Below are 22,298 nucleotides of genomic sequence, written 5' to 3'. Positions count from 1 at the left end.
TGTCAAGAGTCTTGCCTTCTTCGGTCCGACCGCAGCTAAGCCCAGGTCGGGTGCCGGGCGGCCGGTCAGGTCTCCGCGCCCCGGTAGTTGTACAGCTCGTCGACGAACCGGCGGCGCAGCGGCGGAAGCCGGCTGGTCACGCTGAAATAGCCGCGCGCGGCCAGCATCGCGAACCGGCCGATGACCGGCTTGTAGATCGGGTCGTCGCCGTTGGTGCCGTTGGTCCGCAGCGAGTCGGCGACCCGGGCGAAGCCGTACCGGATCATCTCCGTCTCGTAGTCCGCGATGCTCCCGAGCAACGGCTTGGCGCCGGCCGCCGCCGCGACCAGTTGTCGGTGCAGCAGCGCGGCGTCCCGCAACGCGGTGTTGGCGCCCACCCCCCGCCCCGGCGTCATGGTGTGGATCGCGTCGCCCAGCAGGGTCACATTGCTGCTCGGCCAGGGCTGCACCGGTACCGAGGTGGCGACCTTGATCGGGATGACGCTGCCGGTGTCGCTGAGCCGCAACAGTTCGCGCAGGTTCGGATGCCAGTTCCGGGTCAGCTCCCGGGCGACCTCGGCGAGGCGCTCGCCGCGCAACTCCAGCACGTCGGACGGGAAGCGGTCGGCGGCGCTCCAGATGATCAGGTTGATGCAGTCCCGGGTGTTGTCGAAGAGCAGCCCGGGCCACTGCCCGATCAGCCGGGCGTCGGTGACCCCGACCCCGGGCTTGACCGAGCCGCGCTGGTCCCACCCGAACTCCATGACGTGCAGTACGCCCATCACGCCGCCGGCACCGAAGATCAGCGAGATGCCCCGGTGCATCTCCTCGGTGAGCAGGCCACGGGTCTGCTCGGTCAGCGGGATCTTGCTCGCGATGTTGATGCTCCCGGCGTCCCTTACCTCGGCGTGCGGCAGGTACTGCCGGCGTACCGCGGAGTGCGTGCCGTCGGCGGCGACCAGCAGGTCCCCGGTGGCCGAGGTGCCGTCGGCGAAGTACGCGGTGACCCGGCCGTCGTCGTGCTGCGCGTAGTGCGTGAACGTCTTGCCGAAGTGCACTACGTCGTCCATACCGGTCAGCAGCACCTGGCGCAGCGTCATCCGGGAGACCGACTGGTCGATGCTGGTCGGGTCGGCCTCGGGGCGCAGCGCGAAGGAGGCCGTGCGGTGCAGTTGCTCGGTGAGCACGTTGAAATACCGGGGCGGCTGGGCGCAGGTGGCGAGGAACGTGGTGAACAGCTCCGGCGGCAGGCACTCCCGCAGCGCACGGCAGCCGGTCGGGTTGATCCCGACCCGGTAGCCGAGCAGGCCGTCGCCACGGTCGCGGTACCGCTCGTAGACGGCGACGCTGATGCCGGCCCGCCGGAGGCCGTGCGCCAGGCACATGCCCCCGGTACCGGCACCGATGACGATCACATGCATCGGGCTGGTGCGCATCAGGTCCCTTCCGCGGCCGTCGCGTCCGGGCCGTCCCAGCGGTAGAAGCACCGCGCCATCGCGTCGCGCGGCGACCGCCAGTTCGGCGAGTACGGCGAGATGTACGCACCCAGCCGCTGTTGCACGCCGACGAAGAGCGGATGCCGGTTCGCCTGCTCCAACCGGGCCGGCGCGGAGTCGTCGGTCTCCATCAGGTGCAGGCAGAGATCGTCGAGGTGGTAGAGCGAGCGGTGCCGCACACCGGTGACGGTGTGCAGGTCGGTGTTGTCGGACTCCGCGAGGATCTTCGCGATCTCCTCCTCGGTGCCCGGGACGATCCTGCCGACGATCAGTACGCGATTCATTGGACTCCTTCGGTGGATGCTCTCGCCGTCAGGCTGGGGAGGGAACGGAACCGCCGGGCGGGCTGGCCGCCCCGGACCCGGGTCCGGCAGGGCCTCCGGACCAGGTGCGGCCCGGACAACCTGCCGGCCGTCCGATCGGGCTCGATCACCATGCCGGCGCTGACGTCACCCGACCGTCACCGACCGCCGGCGCCGTCGTCGTCCTCCGGTGACGCGGCGGTGACGCCGCCGAGCCAGAATGCGCCGCCGTGCCGCCCGCCGCCGCGCCACGATGCGGCGCCGCGCCGCAGCGACGGAGAGACCGGCTGCCGTGCCGGTGACGCGGGGCCGGGGATCAGCGCCGCACCGGCATCGCCGGCAGCGCCGACCGGTCGGGGTACGCCCCCGCGCGCCCCGGCGACGGCCGGGCACCCGACAGGCGGGCCCCCCTCGGCCGGGCGATGGGCGCGAGCAGGTCACTGAGCAGGGCGGACATCGTCTCGGACGGCTCTAGCTGAAGTTCGCGGAGCAGCAGGTCACGGTAGACGTAGAAGGCCTGGAGCGCCTCGTACGCGTTGCCCTCGTCGAGGTGGATCTCGACGATCAGACGGTGCGGCGTCTCTCGCAGCGGTTCGGCGCGGACCGCCTCGAGAGCGGCCTGCAACGCCTCGCCGTGCTGCCCGGCGTGCAGGTGACCCCGGGCGATGTCCTCCAGCATGTGCAGGCGGAGCTGGCGCAGCCGCTCGCGCTCCAGCAGCACCCACTCGTCGTACCAGCCGGGGAGCAGGTCGTGCCGTCCGGCGCCACGGATCCTCGCCGCCCAGCGGGGGTCGCCGCCGTCGCGTACCCGCTCGGCGGCCCGGACGAGGTCGTCGATGTCCAGCCGTACCGCCGGATCGAGCCGGACCGTGTCGCCGGTGGTGAGCACCGGGCAACTGCCCTCCTGACGCAGCCGCCACAGCGCCGTACGCAGGGACGACATCGCCCGCTCCTCCGGGGTGTCCGGCCACAGCAGACCGGCCAGGTGTGCCCGGGTCGCGCCCGGCCGCAATCCGACCAGCGCGATGATCCGTTGCAGTCCACGGGGTACGACCACCGGAGTCCCGTCGTGCAGCAGGTTGAAGCCGTCCAGCAGGAACAGGTGGATCGTCCGGCCGAACTGGCGCGGTGACGGGTGGGCCGGTGCCCGGCGTGCCTCGTCGCGCGGCTCGCTCTCGTCAGGAGTCACGGCCCACCCTCCTGCACCCGGAACCCGTGTCCCGAAGTCCGCCCTGCCCGGACCGCCCCGCCCGGCTCTCCGGTATGCCGATGCCGCTCGGGGGGCGTCGTGCCCGGTCGGGCACCGACACCGCAAAGCGTGACGAACGTTATCAATCACCGTTACGCTCGGTCAATCCGCCGGTCGGCAATCCGACCTGGCCGTTCGGTCCCTGCACAACCGCCCTGAGCTGGGCATGAGCGGTCGCGGACGGTCGCCGCAGCGCTTCGTCCGAGCCGTTCTGCCCAGGCACGGGCGGGCATTGTGCCGGACCGCCGTCACCAGAGCGTCACCGTGTCGGGGAGCAGTCGTACGCGATCGGGTGACATTCCGTTGACACCCGGTGGGCAGGGTGGTCACCAGTCGTTCGGACGAGGTCGCAGTCGGGGGAGAAGCCGGGGGAGAGGCTCTTGTCGCGGCCGGGTGCCGGTGTCACCCATCCGGATCGCGGAATCGCCCAGGGAGGCTGCGTCATGGATCGCTCACTGATCGTCGCGAAGGTCGTGCCGGCCGCCGAAGGACAGGTCGCGCAGATCTTCGCCGAGTCGGACCGGACTGAGCTGCCCCGACTGGTGGGTGTACGGCACCGTTCGCTCTACCGGCTGCACGACCTGTACGTGCACCTGATCGAGACGGAGAGTCCGGGTTCCGCCGCCGTGGAGAACGCCCGCCGACACCCCGAGTTCGTCCGGGTCAGCGAGCGGCTGGCCTCGCACGTCACGCCGTACCTGGCGAACTGGCGGGTACCGGCGGACGCCATGGCGCGCTGCTTCTACCGCTGGGACGCCCCGACCGACCTGGGGGCACGGCGATGACCGGGGTTACGCCGACCGGCACCATCCCGCGCCGGCGTGGCACCGCCGACCTCGACCAGCAGCCGTGGACACGTTGCCGCTCCTGCCCGGCGCTGCTCTACCGCAAGCGGCTACGGCGCAACCTCGACGTCTGCCCCGAGTGTGGTGACCACCGCCGGTTGGACGCGCCCGACCGGATAGCCCAGCTCGTCGACCGGGACACGTTCCGGCAGTTGCCCGGCCCGGCGACCCAGGTCGACCCGATCGGATTTGTCGACTCGATGCCGTACCCGCAGCGGCTCGCCGCCGCCCGGGCGGAGACCGGCCTGGCCGAGGCGGTGCTCTGCGGTACCGCCACGCTCGGTGGGTACGGCCTGGTACTGGCCGTGATGGACTTCCGGTTCCTCGGCGGCAGTCTCGGCTCGGTCACCGGGGAGCTGATCACCCGGGCCGCCGAGCACGCCCTGACCAACCGCCTGCCGCTGTTGCTGGTCACCGCGTCCGGTGGCGCCCGGATGCAGGAGGGCGTGCTGGCGCTCATGCAGATGGCCACCATCAGCCAGGCGATCGCCGCGCTGCGCGAGGCGGGACTGCTGACCGTCAGCCTGGTCACCGATCCCACCTACGGCGGAGTGGCCGCGTCCTTCGCGACCTGCACCGACATCGTGCTCGCCGAGACCGGTTCCCGACTGGGTTTCGCCGGTCCCCGGGTGATCCGGGAGACCATCCGGCAGACGCTGCCGGCCGACTTCCAGACCACCGACTTCCTGCTCCGGCACGGCCAGGTCGACATGGTGGTGGAGCGGCGGGCGCTGCGGGCCAGGCTGCGCTGGCTGCTCGCCGCTGCCGCCTCGGCCCCGGGCCGTCCGGCCCGGACGGCGTCGACTCCGGACCGTGCGACCGGAGCGCTGCCGCCGCCGAACGGCCTGTCGGGCGCCGCGGCCGACCCGGCCGCCGGGACGTGGCGCGGGGACGCCGGCCCGGACGACTGGACCGATGCCTGGCGGATCGTCCGGTCCGCCCGGCACACCGGCCGGCCGACCACGCTGGACTACCTGGCCACCGCCTTCGACGGGTTCGTCGAGCTGCACGGTGACCGGCTCGGCGTCGACTGCGCGGCGGTCGTCGCCGGGCTGGCCCGGCTCGGCGACCGGTACGTCGCCGTGGTCGGGCACCAGAAGGGGCACCAGCCGAGGGAGCTGCGGGCCCGCAACTTCGGGATGGCCAGCCCGGCCGGCTACCGCAAGGCGATGCGGGTGATGCGACTCGCCGCCCGCCTGGGACTACCGGTGGTGACGCTGATCGACACGCCGGGCGCCTACCCGGGGGTGGAGGCCGAGCAACAGGGCCAGGCCGCCGCGATCGCCGAGAGCATCCTCGCGATGACCGGGCTGCCGATCCCGGTCGTCGCGGTCATCATCGGCGAGGGCGGCAGCGGCGGGGCGCTCGCGTTGGCCGTGGCGGACCGGGTACTGATGCTGCGCAACGCGGTCTACTCGGTGATCAGCCCGGAGGGCTGTGCCGCGATCCTCTGGCACGACCGGGCGGCCGTGCCGCAGGCCGCCGACGCGCTCCGGCTGACCGCACCCGATCTGCTGCGGCTCGGGGTCGCCGACGAGATCGTCGCCGAGCCGTCCGGGGGTGCGCACCGGAATCCCGCCGGCGCGGCCCGACTGCTCCGCCGGGCGTTGCTGGAGAACCTGGCGCCGCTGCTCGAGGTACCCGCCGCAGAGTTGGTCCGGCGCCGTCGGCGGCGTTTCCGCCGGTACGGTGCGGCGGCCAGCGTGCTGCCGTCGGAAGCGGGGCCGGAGTGACCGCCGCGGCGATCCCCGAACAGCCGGGCCCGGCCGGACCGGCGCGACCGGCAGCGGGAGAGCGGTGCACCGGCGACGGACGCGTGCCAGGGCCGGACGTCCCGGACAGCCGGCCGGTACGCCCGGACCCCCCGGACGGCGCGCGGGACCCGGGCGACGCCACCGCGCAGTCCGACCGGGGCACGGAACCGTCCGTGCCGGCCGACCGGGGGGCGGAACCGCCAGTGCCCGCTGACCGGCGGACGGAACCGGCCGTGCCGCTCGACCGGGGCACGGAACTTGCCGCACTGCGCCGGCAGGCGGGCCGGTTGCTGGCCGAGACGGCCGGACCCGTACGCCGGATCCACCTGCGTAGCGGCGACACCGTGCTGGAGATCGAGTGGCACGGCGTACCCGGTTCGCCGGGACCGGCCGGCGCACCCGGCCACGCCCCGGCGGACGCCGCCACCCGTACCGCGTCGACCGGCGGCGTCGATGGGGTGGCCGACGGTGACGGCCGCCGGACCGTCGTCGCGCCGATGGTCGGCACCTGCTACCGGGCCGCCGAACCCGGCGGTGCTCCGTTCGTCGAGGTCGGGGACAAGGTGGAGCCCGGTCAGGTGGTCTGCATCGTCGAGGCGATGAAGCTGATGAACGAGGTGGTCGCCGACCAGGCCGGCCGGGTCGCCGAGGTGCTCGTCCGGGACGGCGAGCCGGTCGAGTTCGGGCAGCCACTGATCGCCCTGCTACCCGCGTGACTTCCAGGACGGTGCGGCGATGTTCGAGAAAATCCTGATCGCCAATCGCGGCGAGATCGCGCTCCGGGTGGCCCGAGCCTGCCGTGAGCTGGGCGTACGCACCGTGGCGGTGTACTCGGTCGCGGACCGGGAGTCGGCCGTCGTCCGGCTGGCCGACGAGGCGGTCTGCATCGGGCCGCCGGAGGCCCGGCAGAGCTACCGCAACGCCGCCGCCATCGTCGAGGCGGCCCGCCGGACCGGAGCACAGGCCGTGCACCCGGGTTACGGGTTCCTCTCCGAGGACGCCGACTTCGCCGAGATCTGCGCCGACAACGGGCTCGTCTTCATCGGACCGTCGCCGGAGGTGATGCTCGCACTCGGCGACAAGGCGCGAGCCCGGGCGCTGATGTGGGAGGCCGGGCTGCCGCTGCCACCGGGCAGCCTGGCGACCGTCGAGACGGCGGCGAGGGCGCGCGATGTCGCCGACGAGATCGGCTATCCCGTGATCATCAAGTGTGCCGCCGGAGGCGGTGGACGCGGGATGACGGTGGTCTGGTCGGCCGACGAGTTCGGCGCGGCGTACGAGCGGACCAGGATCGCCGCGCAGGCGGTCTTCGGCGACGACCGGGTCTACCTCGAGCGGTATCTCGTCCAGGCCCGGCACGTCGAGGTGCAGGTGCTCTGTGACGGGTATGGCAACGGCGTACACCTGGGCACCCGGGACTGTTCGGTGCAGCGGCGGCACCAGAAGCTGGTCGAGGAGGGCCCGGCGCCCGCACTGTCGGCCAGTACCCTCGACGCACTCGCCGAGTCCGCGCTGGGCGGCGCGCTGCGCGCCGGGTACACCGGGGCCGGGACCTTCGAGTTTTTGGTCGACGACGCCGAACGGTTCTCGTTCATCGAGGTCAACTGCCGGATCCAGGTCGAACATCCGGTCACCGAGATGATCAGCGGGGTCGACCTGGTGCACGAGCAGTTGCACATCGCGGCCGGGGTGCCGCTGCGGCTCCGCCAGGAGGACGTCCGGATCTCCGGGGTCGCGGTGGAGTGCCGGGTCAACGTCGAGGACCCCGACCGGGGGTTTGCGCCAACCCCCGGTCGGTTGAGCAGGTTCGTCCCGCCGAGCGGACCGTTCACCCGGGTGGACACGCACGGCTACCCCGGCTACCTGGTGGGGCCGTACTACGACTCACTGCTCGCCAAGGTGGTGGTCTGGGCACCGGACCGGGATCTGGCGCTCGGCCGGATGGAACGGGCGCTGCACGAGTTCGACATCGAGGGGCCCGGCGTACGCACCACCATCCCGTTCCTGCGCCGGGTACTCGATGACGCGGGCTTCCGGAAGGGGAGGTACTCGACCGGTCTGGTCGACCGGCTGCTCGGCACCGCCGAATCGCCGTCCGATCCGATCCGGTCCGGTTCCGCCCTCCCCGAAGCCCCCAACGTTCCTGAAGCCTCTGCGGTTCCTGAAGCCTCACCCGTTCCTGCCCCTGCCGTTCCCGAAGCCGCCGCCGCTGCCGTTTCGGCCGCCCCTGCCGTCGCGCGGAGCGCCCTACCCACGACCGCCAACCATCCGAGGAGGAGCAGATGAGTGTGAGGCACGAGGAACCGACATCACCCGGGCCGACCCAGCGGGAGCCGGTTCCGGGGCCGGTGACGGCGGCGGAGATCACCGCGATCCTGGTCCGGCACTGCGGGCTGGACGCCGACGCCGCGGCCGCCGCGCCGAGCGCCTCGCTGGAGGAACTCGGCATGGACTCGCTGGCGCTGCTCGAACTGCAGGCGGTGGTGGCGGACCGCTACCGGGTCCAGCTTCCCGAGGAGGCCGGGCGGCTCAGCATCGCGGAGGTCGCCGAGCTGGTGGCCCACCAGTACGAGCCGGCAGCGGCTCCCGCGTCCGGGGCGGGCCGGCCGGGCCACACCGAGAACGATGTGCTGATCGCGGCCCCGTTGCCGCTCGTGTGGGAGCTGACCAACGACGTCGCGGGCTGGACCGGGCTGTTCACCGAGTACCAGTCGGTGGAGATCATCGAGCGGCGCGGCGACACCCTACGGTTCCGGTTGACCATGTATCCCGACGAGAACGGGGTCACCTGGAGCTGGGTCAGCGAGCGTACCGCCGATCCGGTGCGCCGGGAGGTGCACGCACACCGGGTCGAGACTGGACCGTTCGAGTACATGCGGATCCACTGGCGCTACGCCGAGGTGCCGGGCGGCACCCGGATGACCTGGACCCAGGATTTCGAGATGCGTCCGACGGCGCCGGTGACCACCGCCCAGATGACCGACCGGATCAACGCGAACAGCCGGGTCCAGTTGGACATCATCCGGGACCGGATCGAGCGGATCGCCGCCGAGCTGGAGGCGACCGCGCCGGCACCGGCCGCGTCGACCGCCGGGGCCGGCGATGAGTGAGCCGGGCCGCCGGTTGGTGGCCGCCCGCGACATCGCCCCGGACCGCCGCCGAGGTGGCGAAATCCGGGTACTGCTCGGCCCCCGCACTGTGGGCAGCGGCTCGGGCTTCCTCGGGGTGGCGAACCTCGCCCCCGGCGAGCGGATCGCCGAGCACTACCACCCGTACAGCGAGGAGTTCCTCTACGTCGCTCGGGGCGCGATCGTGGTGGACCTGGACGACGAGCCGGTGCCGGTCGGCACCGGGGAGGCGCTGTACGTGGCGGTGAACGTCCGGCACCGGCTGCGCAACGTGGCCGACGAACCCGCCGAGGTGGTCTTCCAGCTCGGTCCGCTGGCCCCGCGCCCGGAACTCGGACACGTCGACACCGAACCGTCCAGCACCGACCCGGCGGCCGGTCGGCCCGGGGCCGGTGTCCCGGCGGCACGGCCGGACGGCGCGGACCGGGTGGTACGGCCGGACGGCGCGGACCGGGTGCTACACCCGAGTGGCGCGGAACGGGTAGCACGGCCCGACGGCGCGGACCGGGCGGCGGCGGGCGCGGTGGCCGCCGGCCCGGAGGCCGGGCCGTGACCCGGCGCCGCAGCGTGGTGACCGGGATCGGAGTGGTCGCGCCGGGCGGGGCGACCCGGGACGAGTTCTGGGCGACCATCACCACCGGGCGCACGGCGACCCGCCGGATCAGCTTCTTCGACCCGTCGCCGTTCCGCTCCCAGGTGGCCGCCGAGTGCGACTTCGATCCGGTCCGGGCCGGCCTCGGCGTCGCGGAGCGACAGCGCGCCGACCGGTACGTCCAGTTCGCGCTGGCCGCGTCGATCGAGGCGCTGGCGGACAGTGGGCTGGAGCTGACCGACGCGACGCGGGAGCGCACCGGAGTGGTGCTCGGCTCGGCGGTAGGCGGCACCATGCTGCTGGAGCGAGAGTACGTGCAGGTCAGCGACTCCGGTGCGGACTGGCTGGTGGACCCGAACCGGGCCGGCCCGTTCCTCTACCAGGCGCTGATGCCGAGCAGCCTCGCCGCCGACGTCGCCTGCCGGCACGGTACGCACGGTCCGGCCCAGGTGGTCTCCACCGGCTGCACCTCCGGGATCGACGCGATCGGCTACGGCCAGCAGCTCATCGAGGACGGCGAGGCGGACGTGGTGCTGGCCGGCGCTTCGGACAGTCCGATCTCCCCGGTCACGGTCGCCTCGTTCGACGCGATCAAGGCGACCACGCCGGACAACGACGATCCGGCGCACGCCTCGCGGCCGTTCGACCGGGACCGGCACGGGTTCGTACTCGCCGAGGGCGCCGCCGTGCTGGTCCTGGAGGAGGCGGAGCACGCCCAACGGCGCGGGGCGCGGGTCTACTGCGAGGCCGCCGGATACGCCAACCGGAGCAACGGCTACCACATGACCGGGCTGCGTCCGGACGGCGTCGAGATGGCGCTGGCCATCAACGACGCGATGGCGCAGGCCCGGTGCGATTCGGCGGACGTGTCGTACGTCAGCGCGCACGGCTCGGGCACCCGGCAGAACGACCGGCACGAGACGGCCGCCTTCAAACGTGCGCTGGGTGCCGCGGCGTACCGGGTGCCGATCAGCTCGATCAAGTCGATGGTCGGGCACTCGCTCGGGGCGATCGGCGCGATCGAGATGGCGGCCTGCGCGCTGGCGATCGAGCACGGCGTGGTGCCGCCGACCGCGAACTGGGCCAACCGGGACGCCGAGTGCGACCTGGACTACACGCCGAACACCGCCCGGGAACTGCCGGTGCGGGTGGCGCTCTCCGTCGGCAGCGGCTTCGGCGGATTCCAGTCGGCGATGGTCTTCACCCGCTTCGACGGGCCGGACCGGTGACCGGCGGGGCGGATGGCGCCGGATCGACGACCCGCGCGGTGGATGGCGCCGCAGTGGTGACCGGCGGAGCGGACAACGCCGGGCCGACGACTTGCCGGGCGGATCGGAGCGGATCGGTGACCGATCGGGTGGACGGGGGCGGGGAGCGGCGGCGGGCGGTGGTCACCGGGATCGGCGTGGTGGCGCCGAGCGGGATCGGCGCCGACGCGCACTGGAAGTGTGTGCTGGCCGGGCAGAACCGGATCCGCCCGATCACCCTCTTCGACCCGGAGCGCTATCCCAGCCGGCTGGCCGGCGAGGTGACCGACTTCGACGCGCTGCACTACGCCGACAACCGGCAGTTGGTGCAGACCGACCGGTGGACGCACCTGGGGTTCGCGGCGGCCCGGCTCGCGCTCGCCGACGCCGGACTGCCGGAGACGGCCGACGATCCCTACGGGTACGCGGTGACCCTGGCCAGTTCCTCCGGCGGCAACCTCTTCGGGCAGCGGGAGCTGCAACGGCTCTGGCGCGGCCCGGCCCGGACCGTCGGGGCGTACCAGTCGATCGCCTGGTTCTACGCGGCGAGCGTCGGTCAGCTCTCGATCCGGCACCAGTTCAAGGGCCCGTGCGGGGTGCTGGCCGCCGAGTCGGCCGGTGGGCTGGACAGCCTGGCGCACGCGGTACGGATGGTCCGGCGTGGCACTCCGGTGGTGCTGGCCGGCGGCACCGAGTGCCCGCTGAGCCCGTACGCGCTGACCTGCCAGATGCGGAGCGGACTGCTGAGCACCTGCCCGGAGCCGGCGTTGGCGTACCGGCCGTTCGACGTGGCGGCCAGCGGCTACGTACCGGGGGAGGGCGGAGCGATCTTCGTGGTGGAGGACCTGGCGCACGCCCGGGCCCGGGGGGTGCCCGGCTATGCCGAGGTGGCCGGCTGGGGTGCCAGTCACGACGCCCGGCACACCGACCGGCTCGCCGCCGGAGACCCGGTGCAGTACGCCCGGGCGATCCGGCTCGCCCTCGACCGGGCCGGGGTGGCGCCGGCCGAGGTCGACGTCGTCTTTCCGGACGCGCTCGGCGTGCCCCGCTACGACCGCAGCGAGGCCGAGGCGCTGCGGGCGGTGTTCGGGACGCGGCCGCCGCCGGTGACCACGCAGAAGCCGCTGACCGGCCGGGCACACCAGGGCGGATCGGCGCTGGACGTGGCGACCGCGCTGCTCGGCATCCGGCACCGGATGCTGCCGCCGACCGCCGGGCTGGACCGTCCGGCGCCCGGTTGCGAGCTGGACTTCGTCCGGGAGTCCGGATCGCGGCGGGTGGACGTGGCGCTGGTCGGGGCGCGCGGATTTGACGGTTTCAACAGCGCCGTGGTGGTCCGGCGCGGTCCGGTGTAGGCCGGGGGAGCTTGCAGAGGAGGACCGGGATGTCGAAGGCCAGGGTGTTGTTCCTGATCCGGGTGCCGCGCGAGCGCACCGAGGACTTTCTGAAGGCGTACGAGCAGATCCGTTACCAGGTCGCCGAAGGCGTGCCGGGGCATCTGGTGGACCAGGTCTGCGAGGCGTCGAGCGATTCCGAGCAGTGGCTGATCACCAGCGAGTGGGAGTCGCTGGCCCACTTCGAGGCGTGGGAGCGCAGCCCCGGACACCGTGAGCTGGCCGCACCGCTGCGCGCCTGCATCACCGAGGCCAGGTCGATCCGGTTCGTGGTCCGGGAGGAGACCTCGGCCGGCCGCCGCTGACGCCGGCCAACCCTCGCGCCGGGTGGCGTGACCGGTGGCTTTCAGATCGATGGATGCGGATGTAAGTTGAATCCATTCATCTGGGAGCGCCCGGTGGCGCCCGGCGCGAGGAGAAGCCATGCCCGTCCCGTCGTCCCGCCGGGCCGCGTTGGCGGCGTCACTCGTCCTCGGGGTCGCCGTCGCGGCGGTGGTCCCGCCGGGGCCGGCGGTCGCGGCGGCCCCGGGCGTGACCCGGCTCGGCGACACCCAGCTCGACCCGACCGCGCTCTACTTCGTCTCCTACGACGGACTGGTCAACAACAACTCGTACGGCGACGGCATCGTCAGCCACGCCGGCTACCAGTACGCGGCCTGGTACACCTCGACCCGCAACGCCGTCCTCGCCCGCCGGCAACTGCCGTCCGGCGCGTGGCAGACCCTCCAGTTGCCGCACCGGCTGACCACCGACGACTCGCACAACTCCATCGCGCTCGGCATCTCGGCGGGCGACGGCCGGCTGCACGTCGCGATGGACACCCACGACAGCGAGATCTACTACGTCAAGTCCGAGGCCGGGCTGGTCTCCGCGCCGGGCTCCCGGAGCTGGCTGGCCAGCCGGTTCGGTGCGGTGCAGCGCAGCCTGGACGGGGTCGGGTTGGGCGCGATGACGTACCCGCAGTTCCGGGTCGCGCCCGGCAACCGGCTCCAGTTCAGCTACCGGACCGGGCGCTCCGGCGACGGCACCAACGAACTCGCCGAGTACGACGGCTCCACCTGGCGCCGGCTCGGCCGCTGGCAGTCGGCGACCGGCTCGTACAGCGCGAACGGCGCCACCAGCACCACCCGGAACATGTACCTGCACGGGCTGACCTACGGTCCGGGTGGCCGGCTGCACGCCGCGTTCACCTGGCGGGAGGGCAACTCTGCGGTCACCTGCAACAGCGGTGGCCTGACCAACCACGACACCGGGTACGTCTACAGCGATGACCAGGGACGGACCTGGCGCAACAATGCCGGAGCGGCCGTCGGGACCACAAACTCCGGCAACCTGGTGTCGATCACCAGTCCGGGGCTGGTGGTCGACCCGCTGCCGCCGAACTACGGGCTGATCAACCAGGAGAGCCAGGACGTCGACTCGACCGGCAACCCGCACGTGATCATCAGCTACGTACCCGGCCGGTTCACCTCGTGCGTCACCTCGTACGCCTCGGCACGCCGGGCCAACGGCCGGGCCTTCCACCTGTTCCGCGACTCGTTCGGGACCTGGCGCAAGACGGAGATCCCGGTGCCGTTGAACGCGACCGGCCGTTCCCAGATCGTGCTCGACGCCGCCGACAACGCCTATGTCGTGCTGCCGTACGGCCGGATCGTCACCGCCAGCCGGGCCAGCGGCTACACCGACTGGACCGTACGCTTCGACGGCGCCGGGTTGAACGCCTTCGGCGAGGTGATCGTGGACCGGACCCGGGTGGAGAGCGACGGGGTGCTGTCGATCCTCTACCAGCGCGCCTCCAGCGGCACCACGCCGTCCCCGATCCGGGTGGTCGACTTCCGGCTCGGCTGACACGGCGCAGGGGCGTCGGCAGCGGCCGTGACCCGCCGCTCGCCCGTTCGGCGCACCTGACGGCGCGTTCGCCGCTGCGGCGTGCGCCCGACCGTCGGGGTGCGCACGTCGGCACATTCAATGGATCTGATCGAAGGTGATGGATGCATTGGAGGTGGGTACCCATGTCGGCGACCATGCGCCGGTGTGCCGGTGCGCTGCTGGCGGCCGTACTGGCGACCGTGGCGATCCTGCTGCACACCGGCCATCGGGTGGAGGCGGCTGCCGGGGTCCCGGTACTGCCACTCGGCGACTCGATAACCGACGGCTTCAACGTGCCGGGCGGATACCGGATCGACCTCTGGCAGAAGGTGGTCGCCGGTGGTTACACCGTCGACTTCGTCGGTTCCCAGGCCAACGGCCCGGCGAGCCTGGGCGACCGTGACCACGAGGGCCATTCCGGCTGGCGGATCGACCAGATCGACGCCAACATCGTCAACTGGCTCGACACCTACCAGCCGCGCACCATCCTGCTGCACATCGGCACCAACGACATCTTCCAGAACCGCGACCTGCCCAACGCCCCGAACCGGCTGGCCGCGCTGATCGACCGGATCACCACCACCGCGCCGGAGGCGAAGCTGTTCGTCGCCACCATCGTCCCGGCCGGGTCCGCGAGCACCGACGCCCAGGTGCGCAGCTTCAACGCGGCCATCCCGCAGATCGTGCAGACCCGGGCGAACGCCGGCCGGCAGGTCCACCTGGTCGACATGTACGCCGCGCTGACCGCCGCCGACCTGGCCGACGGCGTGCACCCCAACGCGACCGGCTACAGCAAGATGGCCACCACCTGGTACAACGCCCTGCTGGCGGTGCCCGGCAGCCTCACCGACGGCGGCACCACCCCGACCCCCACAGCCACCCCCAGCACCCCGCCGACCGGCGGTCCCAGCACCCCGCCGACGAACCCGCCGGCCGGCTGCACCGCATCGGTCTCGCTGAACTCCTGGAACGGCGGCTTCGTCGCGACGGTACGGGTCACCGCCGGCTCCGCCGGCACCACCGGCTGGACGGTCGACGCCACCCTGCCGTCCGGCACCACGATCACCAACGCCTGGAACACCCAGCGCAGCGGCAGCAGCGGTGCCGTCCAGTTCACCAACGTGAGCTACAACGGACGGATCGCCGCCGGCCAGTCGACGGAGTTCGGCTTCCAGGGCACCGGCACTGGCGCCGGTCTGACGCCGAGCTGCGTCGCGAGCTGACCGCAGCGCGAGGCGCCGCGCACCGGTTCCGGACTGTTCATCCGAACCGTGTCGATCGCGACCGCCGGCGTCTCGACCCGACCCACCTGTCCCGGGCAGGACCCGGGGCAGGTGGGTCGTTCGTGCGAGCCGTTCACCAGTGAACCCCTTCGACCTCCCCGTGCGGTCCGTCATGGCCGGAGTTGATGTCGGTTCAGGTGGAAGGTGCTTCAGTCTGGTGGGATCCAATCGAGGAATCGGGCAGTCCCCGGAAGCTCGCGTACCGGCGCAACACCATGAGTCGGGCCGCCCCGGGCGGTGAGCCGGTCCGTACTCCTATCAGGCAGCAGAGTTCGGCCGCTGCCGTCACCGTGCCGGGCACGGCCCATTCAGCTCGGCACGCGTCCGGCATGTCGCGACCGGGCGGCCGGCGGGGCCGCCAGCCGGGCGTTCCGGCCCCAGCTCCAGGTGGTGCCGACCCGGGTCGGCATGTATCCCGGCTACGGCGGGCCGTTCACGCTGGCCGACCTGCCGGACAACCGGCGGGTGGGTCACGCGGACAACCAGCTCGCCGCGCGAATCGTCGACGGGGCCGACGAGATTGCTACCCTCGTCGGAAGATGGGAGCAGATCCGGGGCTACGCGCTCCCGGTGGACCAGTCACTAGAGCTGATCAAGAAGGTAGCGACGTCATGGAGCTGACCGGCGCCGTCTGGCGCAAGAGCACTCGCAGCGGCAACAATGGCGGCAACTGCGTGGAGGTGGCCCGCAACCTGCCCGGGGTGGTCGGCGTACGGGACAGCAAGGACCCGCAGGGACCGGCGCTGGTGTTCGGGTCGGCGGCGTGGCGCGGCTTCGTCCAGGGCCTGTCGACGCGCTGACCGCACCGGAGGTGCGCCGGTCACCCGTCCCGGCCGGCGTTTCCGCCGAGGATCAGCGCTTCCGGCCGATGCCACCGGCCATCAGCAGCTCGGCCACCGTGAGATCGTGGTCGACGGGAGTCTCCGGCCGCCATTCCGGCAGCGGCACCAGACCCGGCTCGACCATCTCAAGATCGCCGAAGAACCCCTGAAGCTCCTCCAGCGTCCGGAACCGGCCGGTGCCGAGCACGCTGAGGTACGTCTCCTCAAGCTCGGCCGCTTCCGGGAAGGACGCGCAGAAGCTGGTCATGAAGAGGTGACTGCCGGAGGGCACCGCGTCCATGTACGCCTGGGCGACGCCCTTCGGGTCCTCGCTGTCGTGCAGGTGGTGCAGGATGCCGACGAGCAGCACGCCGACCGGCTGGGAGAAGTCGATGAGACGGCGCACCTCGGGGTCGGCCAGCACGGACTTGGGGTCCCGCAGGTCGGCCGTGACCACGGTGGTGTTCTCGTTCTCCACCAGCAGGGCCCGGCCGTGGGCCAGCACGATCGGATCGTTGTCGACGTAGACGACCCGGGCGTCGGGCGCCGACCGCTGTGCCACCTGATGGGTGTTCTCCCGGGTCGGCAGCCCGGAACCCAGATCCATGAACTGCCGGATCCCGGCCTCTTCCACCAGATAGCGGACCCCTCGGCTGAGGATCTGCCGGTTGTAGGCCGCCACCTCCGGAAGCTGCGGCACGATCTTCAGCATCTCGCCGACCACCGCGCGGTCGATCGCGAAGTTGTCCTTACCGCCGAGCACCACGTCGTAGGCGCGCGCGATGCTCGGTTTCGAGGTGTCGACGCCGGGAGAAGCCGGCCGTCCCTGGTCCGCCATGAATCCTTCTTCCGGAAGGTCACATCCGTGTGTCCCGTGGGATCCTATAGGAAGTCCGGTAGCTCCCTCTGTGGGGTCTCTGACCATCGTGGACGGACGGCGCGCGGGCCGGATGCGCGGATCAGCCAGGCTCGACCGTCCGGTACGTCGCCACGTCGAAGTCGGCGTACGCCCCGTCGGCACCCAGATCCTGCACCCAGAGCCCGACGAAGGCGCCGGTGAAACCCCACGCCTCCGGCTCGCCCTCGCCGGTGCTCCTCGACGTGTACTCGTCGGAGAGGATCGTCGCGTCCAGTGCGACGGGGAGTCCCTGCCACTCGTCGCCGGGCTCGGCTCCCTCCGATGTGGAGACGAACGAGTAGCCGAACGTGACGAGCGGGCCGTCGAGCTGCACGCGCAGCCGTACCCGGTCGGCTCCGGTCGCGTCGACGCGGCAGCCGGGGTGCTCGACCAGCCGACCGGTGTCGCAGGAGAGCACGTCCAGCACCCGACGGCCATCGTCGTCCACGCTCAGGTAGAGGTAGTGCCAGTTGCCGCTGTTGTAGTACGCCGTGATGCCGGCGAGCTGCCGGAAGGTGCGCGGCCGGAACTCCATGGTGGCGTCGAGCACGCAGTGTTTGGCGGTCACCCGGCGGGCGACGATGCTCGGGCGCTGCCGGCCCACCGGGGACTGCCCGCCGTAGACGCGCAGATGCGACGGGCGGGCGTCGAGCCGTACCCAGTCGGGGGTGGCCGGGCGGCGCAGGGTCGACCAGTCGGCTCCCAGCACCGGAGCGTCGAAGTCGTCGCGCGCCACGTACCCCTCGGACCGGTCCCCGGCGGTCCCCTCCGGCCGCTGGCCTGCTGCCGTCGTTCCGACCGGTGCCGGAACGGTCTCGGCCGGAACGCCACCGTCGATGCGTGGCCAACCGGCCTCGTCCCAGGTCACCGACTGGATTGCGGTCTCCCGCCCGAGCACGCACCGGCCCAGCGGGGAGTACGGCCGGGCCACCAGGTGAGCCATGAACCACTGCCCGTCCGGCGTGCACACCAGGCTGCCGTGCCCGGCCTTCTGCAACTCCAGGTCCGGGCGCCCGGCGGAGGTGAGCAGCGGTCCACCGGGCGCCACCTGGTAAGGGCCGGTCAGCGCCCGTGACCGGGCGACGGTGACCTGATGCGTCCAACTGGTGCCGCCCTCGGCGGTGACCAGGTAGTACCAGCCGTCCTTGCGATAGACGCGCGGCGCCTCGGTCAGCCCGGCGGCGGTACCCTCGAAGATCATTCGCTCCTCGCCGACGAGCCGGCCGGCCGCCCGGTCGTACCGCTGGAGCTGGATGCCGGCGAACCGGTTCCGCCCCGGGCGCCAGTCGGCGGCCATGGAGAGCAGCCAACTGCTGCCGTCCTCGTCGTGGAACATCGACGGGTCGAAGCCGCGCGCGTGCAGCGCCACCGGGTCGGACCACGGCCCGGCCAGGTCCGTGGCGGTGGTCAGGTAGTTCTGCGAGTCCCAGTAGCCCCCGGCGAAGCTCGACACGTCGGTGAAGACGAGATAGAACACACCGTCCCGATAGCTCAGGTCGGGCGCCCAGACCCCGGCCGAGTCGCCGGCACCGCCGAGGTCGAGCAGCCGGCGCTCGGTGAGGATGCCGCCGAGCGGCCGCCAGTGCACCAGGTCGGTGGAGTGGTGCAGGCGTACCCCTGGATACCACTCGAAGGTCGAGGTCGCGATGTAGTAGTCGGAACCGACCCGCAGGATGCAGGGATCCGGGTGGAAGCCCGGCAACACCGGATTGCGGATCAGGCCCTGCTCGCGCAGCACGGCCCCCGGCTCTGTTCTCGCGGATGTCATGTCGTCCCTTCCCCGTGGCCGGAGCCCTCGTCCGGCGTCAGCCAACCGCAATCATGCACATCAACATCCGGGAATGGGGATCGGGATCCCGCCGGTGCGACCCCGGTCGCGGCGGGCCGGTCCGGAGGGATCGCCGAGCAACCCGTTCCGGGGCCGGCCGGGCGGGCCGGATCGGTGTGTCCCTCCGACGACCGTCCGAGCCGGCGACGGCGCTCCGTACCGCCGCTACCAGTGCTGATATCAAAAAGGATATCGGCAGATCGCCCCGATGGTCTTGGACGGCGAGGGCCGGCCGGTGATTGGGTTTCCGCACTCGACCGCCGGACCGGGGCGTGCCGGCGCTGCTCAGGCGCACACACCCGGTCGGGCCCGATCGGAGGGGAAACTCATGCCCGAAACTCGACTCGACCGCCGGGGCCTGCTCCGGACCGCCGCCGTCGGTGCCGCCGCGACCGGGCTCGCCGCCACCGCCTCGCCGGGACTCGGGACAGCCGCCGTCGCCGCGCCACGCCCGGCTCCGGCCGGCCGTACCAGATCGCGGGGTGCCGGTGCGACGTTCCGCTGGTTCGGTACGGCCGGCTGGCGGATCGACATCGGCACCCGGACGGTACTGGTCGACCCGTACCTGAGCCGGTACAGGACCGGGCTCTTCGAGGGCGGGGCGGACCTGGCCACCCCGCTGACCGTGGCCACCGCCGCCGTCGACGAACACGTGGGCCGGCCCGAGACGGTACTGGTCACCCACTCGCACTGGGACCACTTCAACGACGTACCGCACATCGCGACCACGACCGGGGCGCGGGTGCTCGGCACCATGACGACGTACCAGCTCGGCCTGGCCTCCGGTATCCCGTCCGGGCAACTGGGGCTGGTGAAGGGCGGTGAGGTGCTCGACTTCGCCGACTACACCGTCGAGGTGGTCGCCTCGCTGCACAGCCGGAACGCGGCGTACTCGATCGGCATCCCCGGAGTGCGACTGAGCCGGCCGCCGAAGCCCGCCACCGTCGCCGACCTGCCGGAGGGCGACACCCTCGCCTTCCAGGTGACCGTCAAGGACGGTCCGGCGGTCTTCTTCATGGGCGCCAGCGACTTCGTGGAACGCAACGTGACCGGGCTGCGGCCCGACATCGCGATGATCGCGATGGCCGCCAGCACCTCCACCCACGAGTACCTGCCCCGGCTGCTCGCGGCGCTGGACTATCCGGAGATCGTGGTGCCGGTGCACTGGGACAACTTCGAGACCGAGTTGCGGAATCCGCCGCCGATCGCGCCGGCCGACCGGCCGCGGTTCGAGGCGATGCTCACGGCGATCCGGAGAGCGGCGCCGAGGAGCCGGATCGTCGTTCCGGAGTACCTGACCGGCTACACCTTCGGCTGATCGGTGCCGCGTGCACGCACCCGGCCATCCGCGATATCGGGATTGATATCGTTCCTGCTCAGCAGCCTGCCCGCACCGTGAAAGGAGCGGGCGGCGCACTCGACGAGACCCCTCAGGGGTCAGGAAGGCAACGCATGACGATCGGCATCCCGCCGTCCCACCCCGGGCGGATGCGCCGGCTCGGCACACTGCTCGGCACGGCCGCGCTGCTCGCCGCGTGCGGCACGCCGAGCAGGCCGCCGATACCGGAGCCGACCCTGACCGCCGATCCGGCGCCGACCGCCGTCGAGTGCCCCGACGGCTTCCTGATCACCGCCGGTGAGGTGGAGCCGGCGCTCGGCCTGCGGGCACTCGGGATCGAACTGCGCAACTGCGGCACGGCTCCGTACCGGCTCGACGGTTATCCGGCGGTGCGGGTGCTGGACCAGGAGCGGCGGGCGCTCGATGTCACGGTCGGCAACGGGTCGGCGCCGGTGAGCAGCCCGGACAGCTACGACGTGCCACCCCGGCCGGTGGTGCTGCAGCCCGGCGAGACGGCGAGGGCCCGGGTGCTCTGGCGGAACACCGTCACCGAGTCCACCGAGCCGGCCACGAACGCGAGCTACCTGGAGATAACGCCCGCACCCGGCTCACCGGCCCAACTCGTCGCGCCGCGGGGCGGGATCGACCTGGGCAGCACCGGCCGGCTGGCGGTGAACGTCTGGCGGTGAGCGTCGGGCGGTGAACGTCTGGCGGTGAGCGTCGGGCGGTGAGCGTCTGGTGGTGAGCGTCTGGCGGTGAACCTGCGGCGGCGCGGGACAGGACCGGCTGGACACCATCCGGCCCGGCCGCTTGTGGCGACCGGGCCGGATGCGGTGCCGGGATCAGGCCGGAAGTCGCCAGACCTGGTTGGCGCCGCCGAAGCAGTCCCAGATCTGTAGCCGGGTGCCGTCGGCCGAGCTGTTGTCGGTGGCGTCCAGGCACTTGTTCGAGGCCGGGTTGCGCAGGGTGCCGTTACTCTGCGCCTGCCACACCTGCGCGCCGGTGCCGTTGCAGTCGTAGAGCTGCACCTTCGCGCCGTTGGTGGTCGCGGCGGCGGTGATGTCGGCGCACTTGCCGAGCGCCCGCAGAGTGCCGTCGGTGCCGACCGTCCAGCGCTGGGCGTCGCTGCCGTTGCAGGCGTAGAGCTGGATCGCCGTGCCGTTCGCGGTGGAGGCCGCCGCGACGTCGACGCACTTGCCGCCGATGCCGGTGATCTGGCCGGTCCGGCCGCTCGGCGGCGGGGTGCCGCCGCCCATCACCGTGTCATAGATCGCACTGACCAGCGAGGTCGCGTTGTTGGTGTCCTGGGACAACTCCCAGTTCATCATCCCGCCGGCATTGGCCAACGCCCACTGGGTCTTGCGCTTCACCGTCGGGATGCCGTTGTAGCACTGCTGCGCCCCGCCGGCCGTGGTGCAGTCCCGGTTGGCGTTGGCCGGGTCCATCGCGACCAGTGCGGAGTAGGTGTAGTAGCCGGGCCGGCTGTAGAACGGTACGCCGAGCACGGCCTTGCTGGCCGGCAGGCCGCGCGACTTCCAGCCGTTCACCGCGTTGATCGACCAGTCGTAGTTGGCGTGCGGGCTGCCGCCGTCGTACGCCATGATGTTCAGCCAGTCGACGTAGCCGAAGACGGCCGGTTGCACCCCGTTGACGGTACCGCCCTCGGAGACCACCGCCGCGGTGAGCAGCTTGCCGCGGCTGCGGAGCTGCCCACTGAGCTGCTGCATCAGTGCAGTGAAGTTGTTTGCCGAGGTGCCGGGGTCCGGGTACTCCCAGTCCATGTCGACACCGTCCAGGTTGTACTGCGTCACGAAGCTGATCACGCTGTTCACGAACGTGGTCCGGCTGGAGGCGTTGGACGCGAGCGCCTCGAAGGCCGAGTCGTCCCCGTTGTTCCAGCCGCCGATCGCGATCGACACCTTGACGTTGCCGCTGTGCGCCCGCGACACCAGTGAGGAGAGCTTGCTCGGGTTCTCCACGGCCCGCAGTGTGCCGTTCGCGTTCGGTAGTACGAACGCGTAGTTGATGTGGGTCAGCTTGTTGTACTGGATGGCGTTGACGTCGCCGGCCCAGCTCGGCAGGTAGCCGACGCTCTTGAAGTTGTTGGGCAGCACGACGGCCTCGGCGGAGGAGAGCGGTGCGAGCGCGACGGCCGTGCCGGTCGCGGCGGTGGCGAGCGCGAGTGCTCCGGTGAACAACCTGGACCGGATGCCGGGGCGGCGTCCCGGCGGGCGGACCCGCTCGGCGCTCAGGGTGGGTGACATCGACGTTCCC

Annotated in this window: 20 protein-coding genes and 1 pseudogene; 15 read left to right on the top strand and 6 right to left on the bottom strand. The window is 72.0% G+C overall.

Annotated features, from left to right (window positions below):
- Positions 1-65: 65 nt before the first annotated feature.
- The 3 genes from R6Y94_RS36590 to R6Y94_RS36580 form a co-directional block, all read right to left on the bottom strand.
- Positions 66-1,415 (bottom strand): NAD(P)/FAD-dependent oxidoreductase, encoded by a 1,350-nt coding sequence (locus R6Y94_RS36590; protein ID WP_318396420.1) that lies wholly within the window; start codon positions 1,413-1,415, stop codon positions 66-68.
- The gene (locus R6Y94_RS36585) at positions 1,415-1,759 is read right to left on the bottom strand and encodes a TcmI family type II polyketide cyclase (protein ID WP_318396419.1); all 345 of its coding nucleotides are present in this window, start codon (positions 1,757-1,759) and stop codon (positions 1,415-1,417) included. The genes R6Y94_RS36590 and R6Y94_RS36585 overlap by 1 nt, the downstream gene beginning before the upstream one ends.
- A gap of 334 nt (positions 1,760-2,093) precedes the next feature.
- Positions 2,094-2,885, bottom strand: a complete 792-nt coding sequence (locus R6Y94_RS36580; protein ID WP_318396452.1) for an AfsR/SARP family transcriptional regulator — start codon at positions 2,883-2,885, stop codon at positions 2,094-2,096.
- A gap of 584 nt (positions 2,886-3,469) precedes the next feature.
- On the opposite strand from R6Y94_RS36580, the gene R6Y94_RS36575 reads away from it, so the two are divergent.
- The 13 genes and pseudogenes from R6Y94_RS36575 to R6Y94_RS36515 all read left to right on the top strand — a co-directional run bounded on the left by R6Y94_RS36575 (position 3,470) and on the right by R6Y94_RS36515 (position 15,938).
- Positions 3,470-3,811 (top strand): TcmI family type II polyketide cyclase, encoded by a 342-nt coding sequence (locus R6Y94_RS36575; protein WP_318396418.1) that lies wholly within the window; start codon positions 3,470-3,472, stop codon positions 3,809-3,811.
- Positions 3,808-5,604 carry an acetyl-CoA carboxylase carboxyltransferase subunit alpha gene (locus tag R6Y94_RS36570; RefSeq protein WP_318396417.1) on the top strand — a complete coding sequence of 599 codons (1,797 nt, stop codon included), beginning with the start codon at positions 3,808-3,810 and terminating at the stop codon, positions 5,602-5,604. The genes R6Y94_RS36575 and R6Y94_RS36570 overlap by 4 nt, the downstream gene beginning before the upstream one ends.
- Positions 5,605-5,798: 194 nt before the next feature.
- The gene (accB, locus tag R6Y94_RS36565) at positions 5,799-6,341 is read left to right on the top strand and encodes an acetyl-CoA carboxylase biotin carboxyl carrier protein (protein WP_412102765.1); all 543 of its coding nucleotides are present in this window, start codon (positions 5,799-5,801) and stop codon (positions 6,339-6,341) included.
- 19 nt (positions 6,342-6,360) lie between these two features.
- Positions 6,361-7,911, top strand: coding sequence for an acetyl-CoA carboxylase biotin carboxylase subunit (locus tag R6Y94_RS36560; protein ID WP_318396415.1), 1,551 nt, complete (start codon positions 6,361-6,363; stop codon positions 7,909-7,911).
- Positions 7,908-8,735, top strand: coding sequence for an SRPBCC family protein (locus R6Y94_RS36555; RefSeq protein ID WP_318396414.1), 828 nt, complete (start codon positions 7,908-7,910; stop codon positions 8,733-8,735). The genes R6Y94_RS36560 and R6Y94_RS36555 overlap by 4 nt, the downstream gene beginning before the upstream one ends.
- Positions 8,728-9,105 (top strand): annotated as a pseudogene (locus R6Y94_RS36550) (cupin domain-containing protein); the annotation flags it as partial. The gene R6Y94_RS36555 and the pseudogene R6Y94_RS36550, both read left to right, overlap by 8 nt.
- 197 nt (positions 9,106-9,302) lie before the next feature.
- The gene (locus tag R6Y94_RS36545) at positions 9,303-10,574 is read left to right on the top strand and encodes a beta-ketoacyl-[acyl-carrier-protein] synthase family protein (protein ID WP_318396413.1); all 1,272 of its coding nucleotides are present in this window, start codon (positions 9,303-9,305) and stop codon (positions 10,572-10,574) included.
- Between the two features lie 116 nt (positions 10,575-10,690).
- Entirely contained in the window at positions 10,691-11,947 is a 1,257-nt protein-coding gene (locus tag R6Y94_RS36540) for a beta-ketoacyl synthase N-terminal-like domain-containing protein (RefSeq protein WP_318396412.1), read from the top strand.
- A 29-nt stretch (positions 11,948-11,976) separates the two neighbouring features.
- The gene (locus R6Y94_RS36535; protein WP_318396411.1) at positions 11,977-12,291 is read left to right on the top strand and encodes an antibiotic biosynthesis monooxygenase family protein; all 315 of its coding nucleotides are present in this window, start codon (positions 11,977-11,979) and stop codon (positions 12,289-12,291) included.
- A 118-nt stretch (positions 12,292-12,409) separates the two neighbouring features.
- The gene (locus R6Y94_RS36530) at positions 12,410-13,834 is read left to right on the top strand and encodes a BNR repeat-containing protein (protein ID WP_318396410.1); all 1,425 of its coding nucleotides are present in this window, start codon (positions 12,410-12,412) and stop codon (positions 13,832-13,834) included.
- A 164-nt stretch (positions 13,835-13,998) separates the two neighbouring features.
- Entirely contained in the window at positions 13,999-15,078 is a 1,080-nt protein-coding gene (locus tag R6Y94_RS36525) for a GDSL-type esterase/lipase family protein (protein WP_318396409.1), read from the top strand.
- Positions 15,079-15,375: 297 nt separating this feature from the next.
- A complete protein-coding gene (locus R6Y94_RS36520) occupies positions 15,376-15,759 on the top strand; it encodes a Scr1 family TA system antitoxin-like transcriptional regulator (RefSeq protein ID WP_318396408.1) in 384 nt (127 codons plus the stop codon).
- Entirely contained in the window at positions 15,750-15,938 is a 189-nt protein-coding gene (locus R6Y94_RS36515) for a DUF397 domain-containing protein (protein WP_318396407.1), read from the top strand. Before R6Y94_RS36520 ends, R6Y94_RS36515 begins: the two co-directional genes overlap by 10 nt.
- Positions 15,939-15,990: 52 nt before the next feature.
- On the opposite strand, the gene R6Y94_RS36510 is transcribed toward R6Y94_RS36515, so the two are convergent.
- The gene (locus tag R6Y94_RS36510) at positions 15,991-16,797 is read right to left on the bottom strand and encodes an SAM-dependent methyltransferase (protein ID WP_318396406.1); all 807 of its coding nucleotides are present in this window, start codon (positions 16,795-16,797) and stop codon (positions 15,991-15,993) included.
- A gap of 121 nt (positions 16,798-16,918) precedes the next feature.
- Positions 16,919-18,625, bottom strand: a complete 1,707-nt coding sequence (locus tag R6Y94_RS36505; RefSeq protein WP_318396405.1) for a glycoside hydrolase family 43 protein — start codon at positions 18,623-18,625, stop codon at positions 16,919-16,921.
- Positions 18,626-19,013: 388 nt separating this feature from the next.
- On the opposite strand from R6Y94_RS36505, the gene R6Y94_RS36500 reads away from it, so the two are divergent.
- Together R6Y94_RS36500 and R6Y94_RS36495 are read left to right on the top strand one after the other, a co-directional pair.
- Positions 19,014-20,003 (top strand): MBL fold metallo-hydrolase, encoded by a 990-nt coding sequence (locus tag R6Y94_RS36500; protein ID WP_318396404.1) that lies wholly within the window; start codon positions 19,014-19,016, stop codon positions 20,001-20,003.
- A 134-nt stretch (positions 20,004-20,137) separates the two neighbouring features.
- The gene (locus tag R6Y94_RS36495) at positions 20,138-20,713 is read left to right on the top strand and encodes a DUF4232 domain-containing protein (RefSeq protein WP_318396403.1); all 576 of its coding nucleotides are present in this window, start codon (positions 20,138-20,140) and stop codon (positions 20,711-20,713) included.
- Positions 20,714-20,866: 153 nt separating this feature from the next.
- Here the strand turns inward: R6Y94_RS36495 and R6Y94_RS36490 are convergent, their stop codons facing one another.
- Positions 20,867-22,288, bottom strand: coding sequence for a glycosyl hydrolase family 18 protein (locus R6Y94_RS36490; RefSeq protein ID WP_318396402.1), 1,422 nt, complete (start codon positions 22,286-22,288; stop codon positions 20,867-20,869).
- Positions 22,289-22,298: the final 10 nt, after the last annotated feature.

The sequence above is a fragment of the Plantactinospora sp. KLBMP9567 genome, from assembly GCF_033446045.1.
Classification (GTDB): domain Bacteria; phylum Actinomycetota; class Actinomycetes; order Mycobacteriales; family Micromonosporaceae; genus Plantactinospora.
This window is presented reverse-complemented; position numbering and strand designations above follow the sequence as displayed.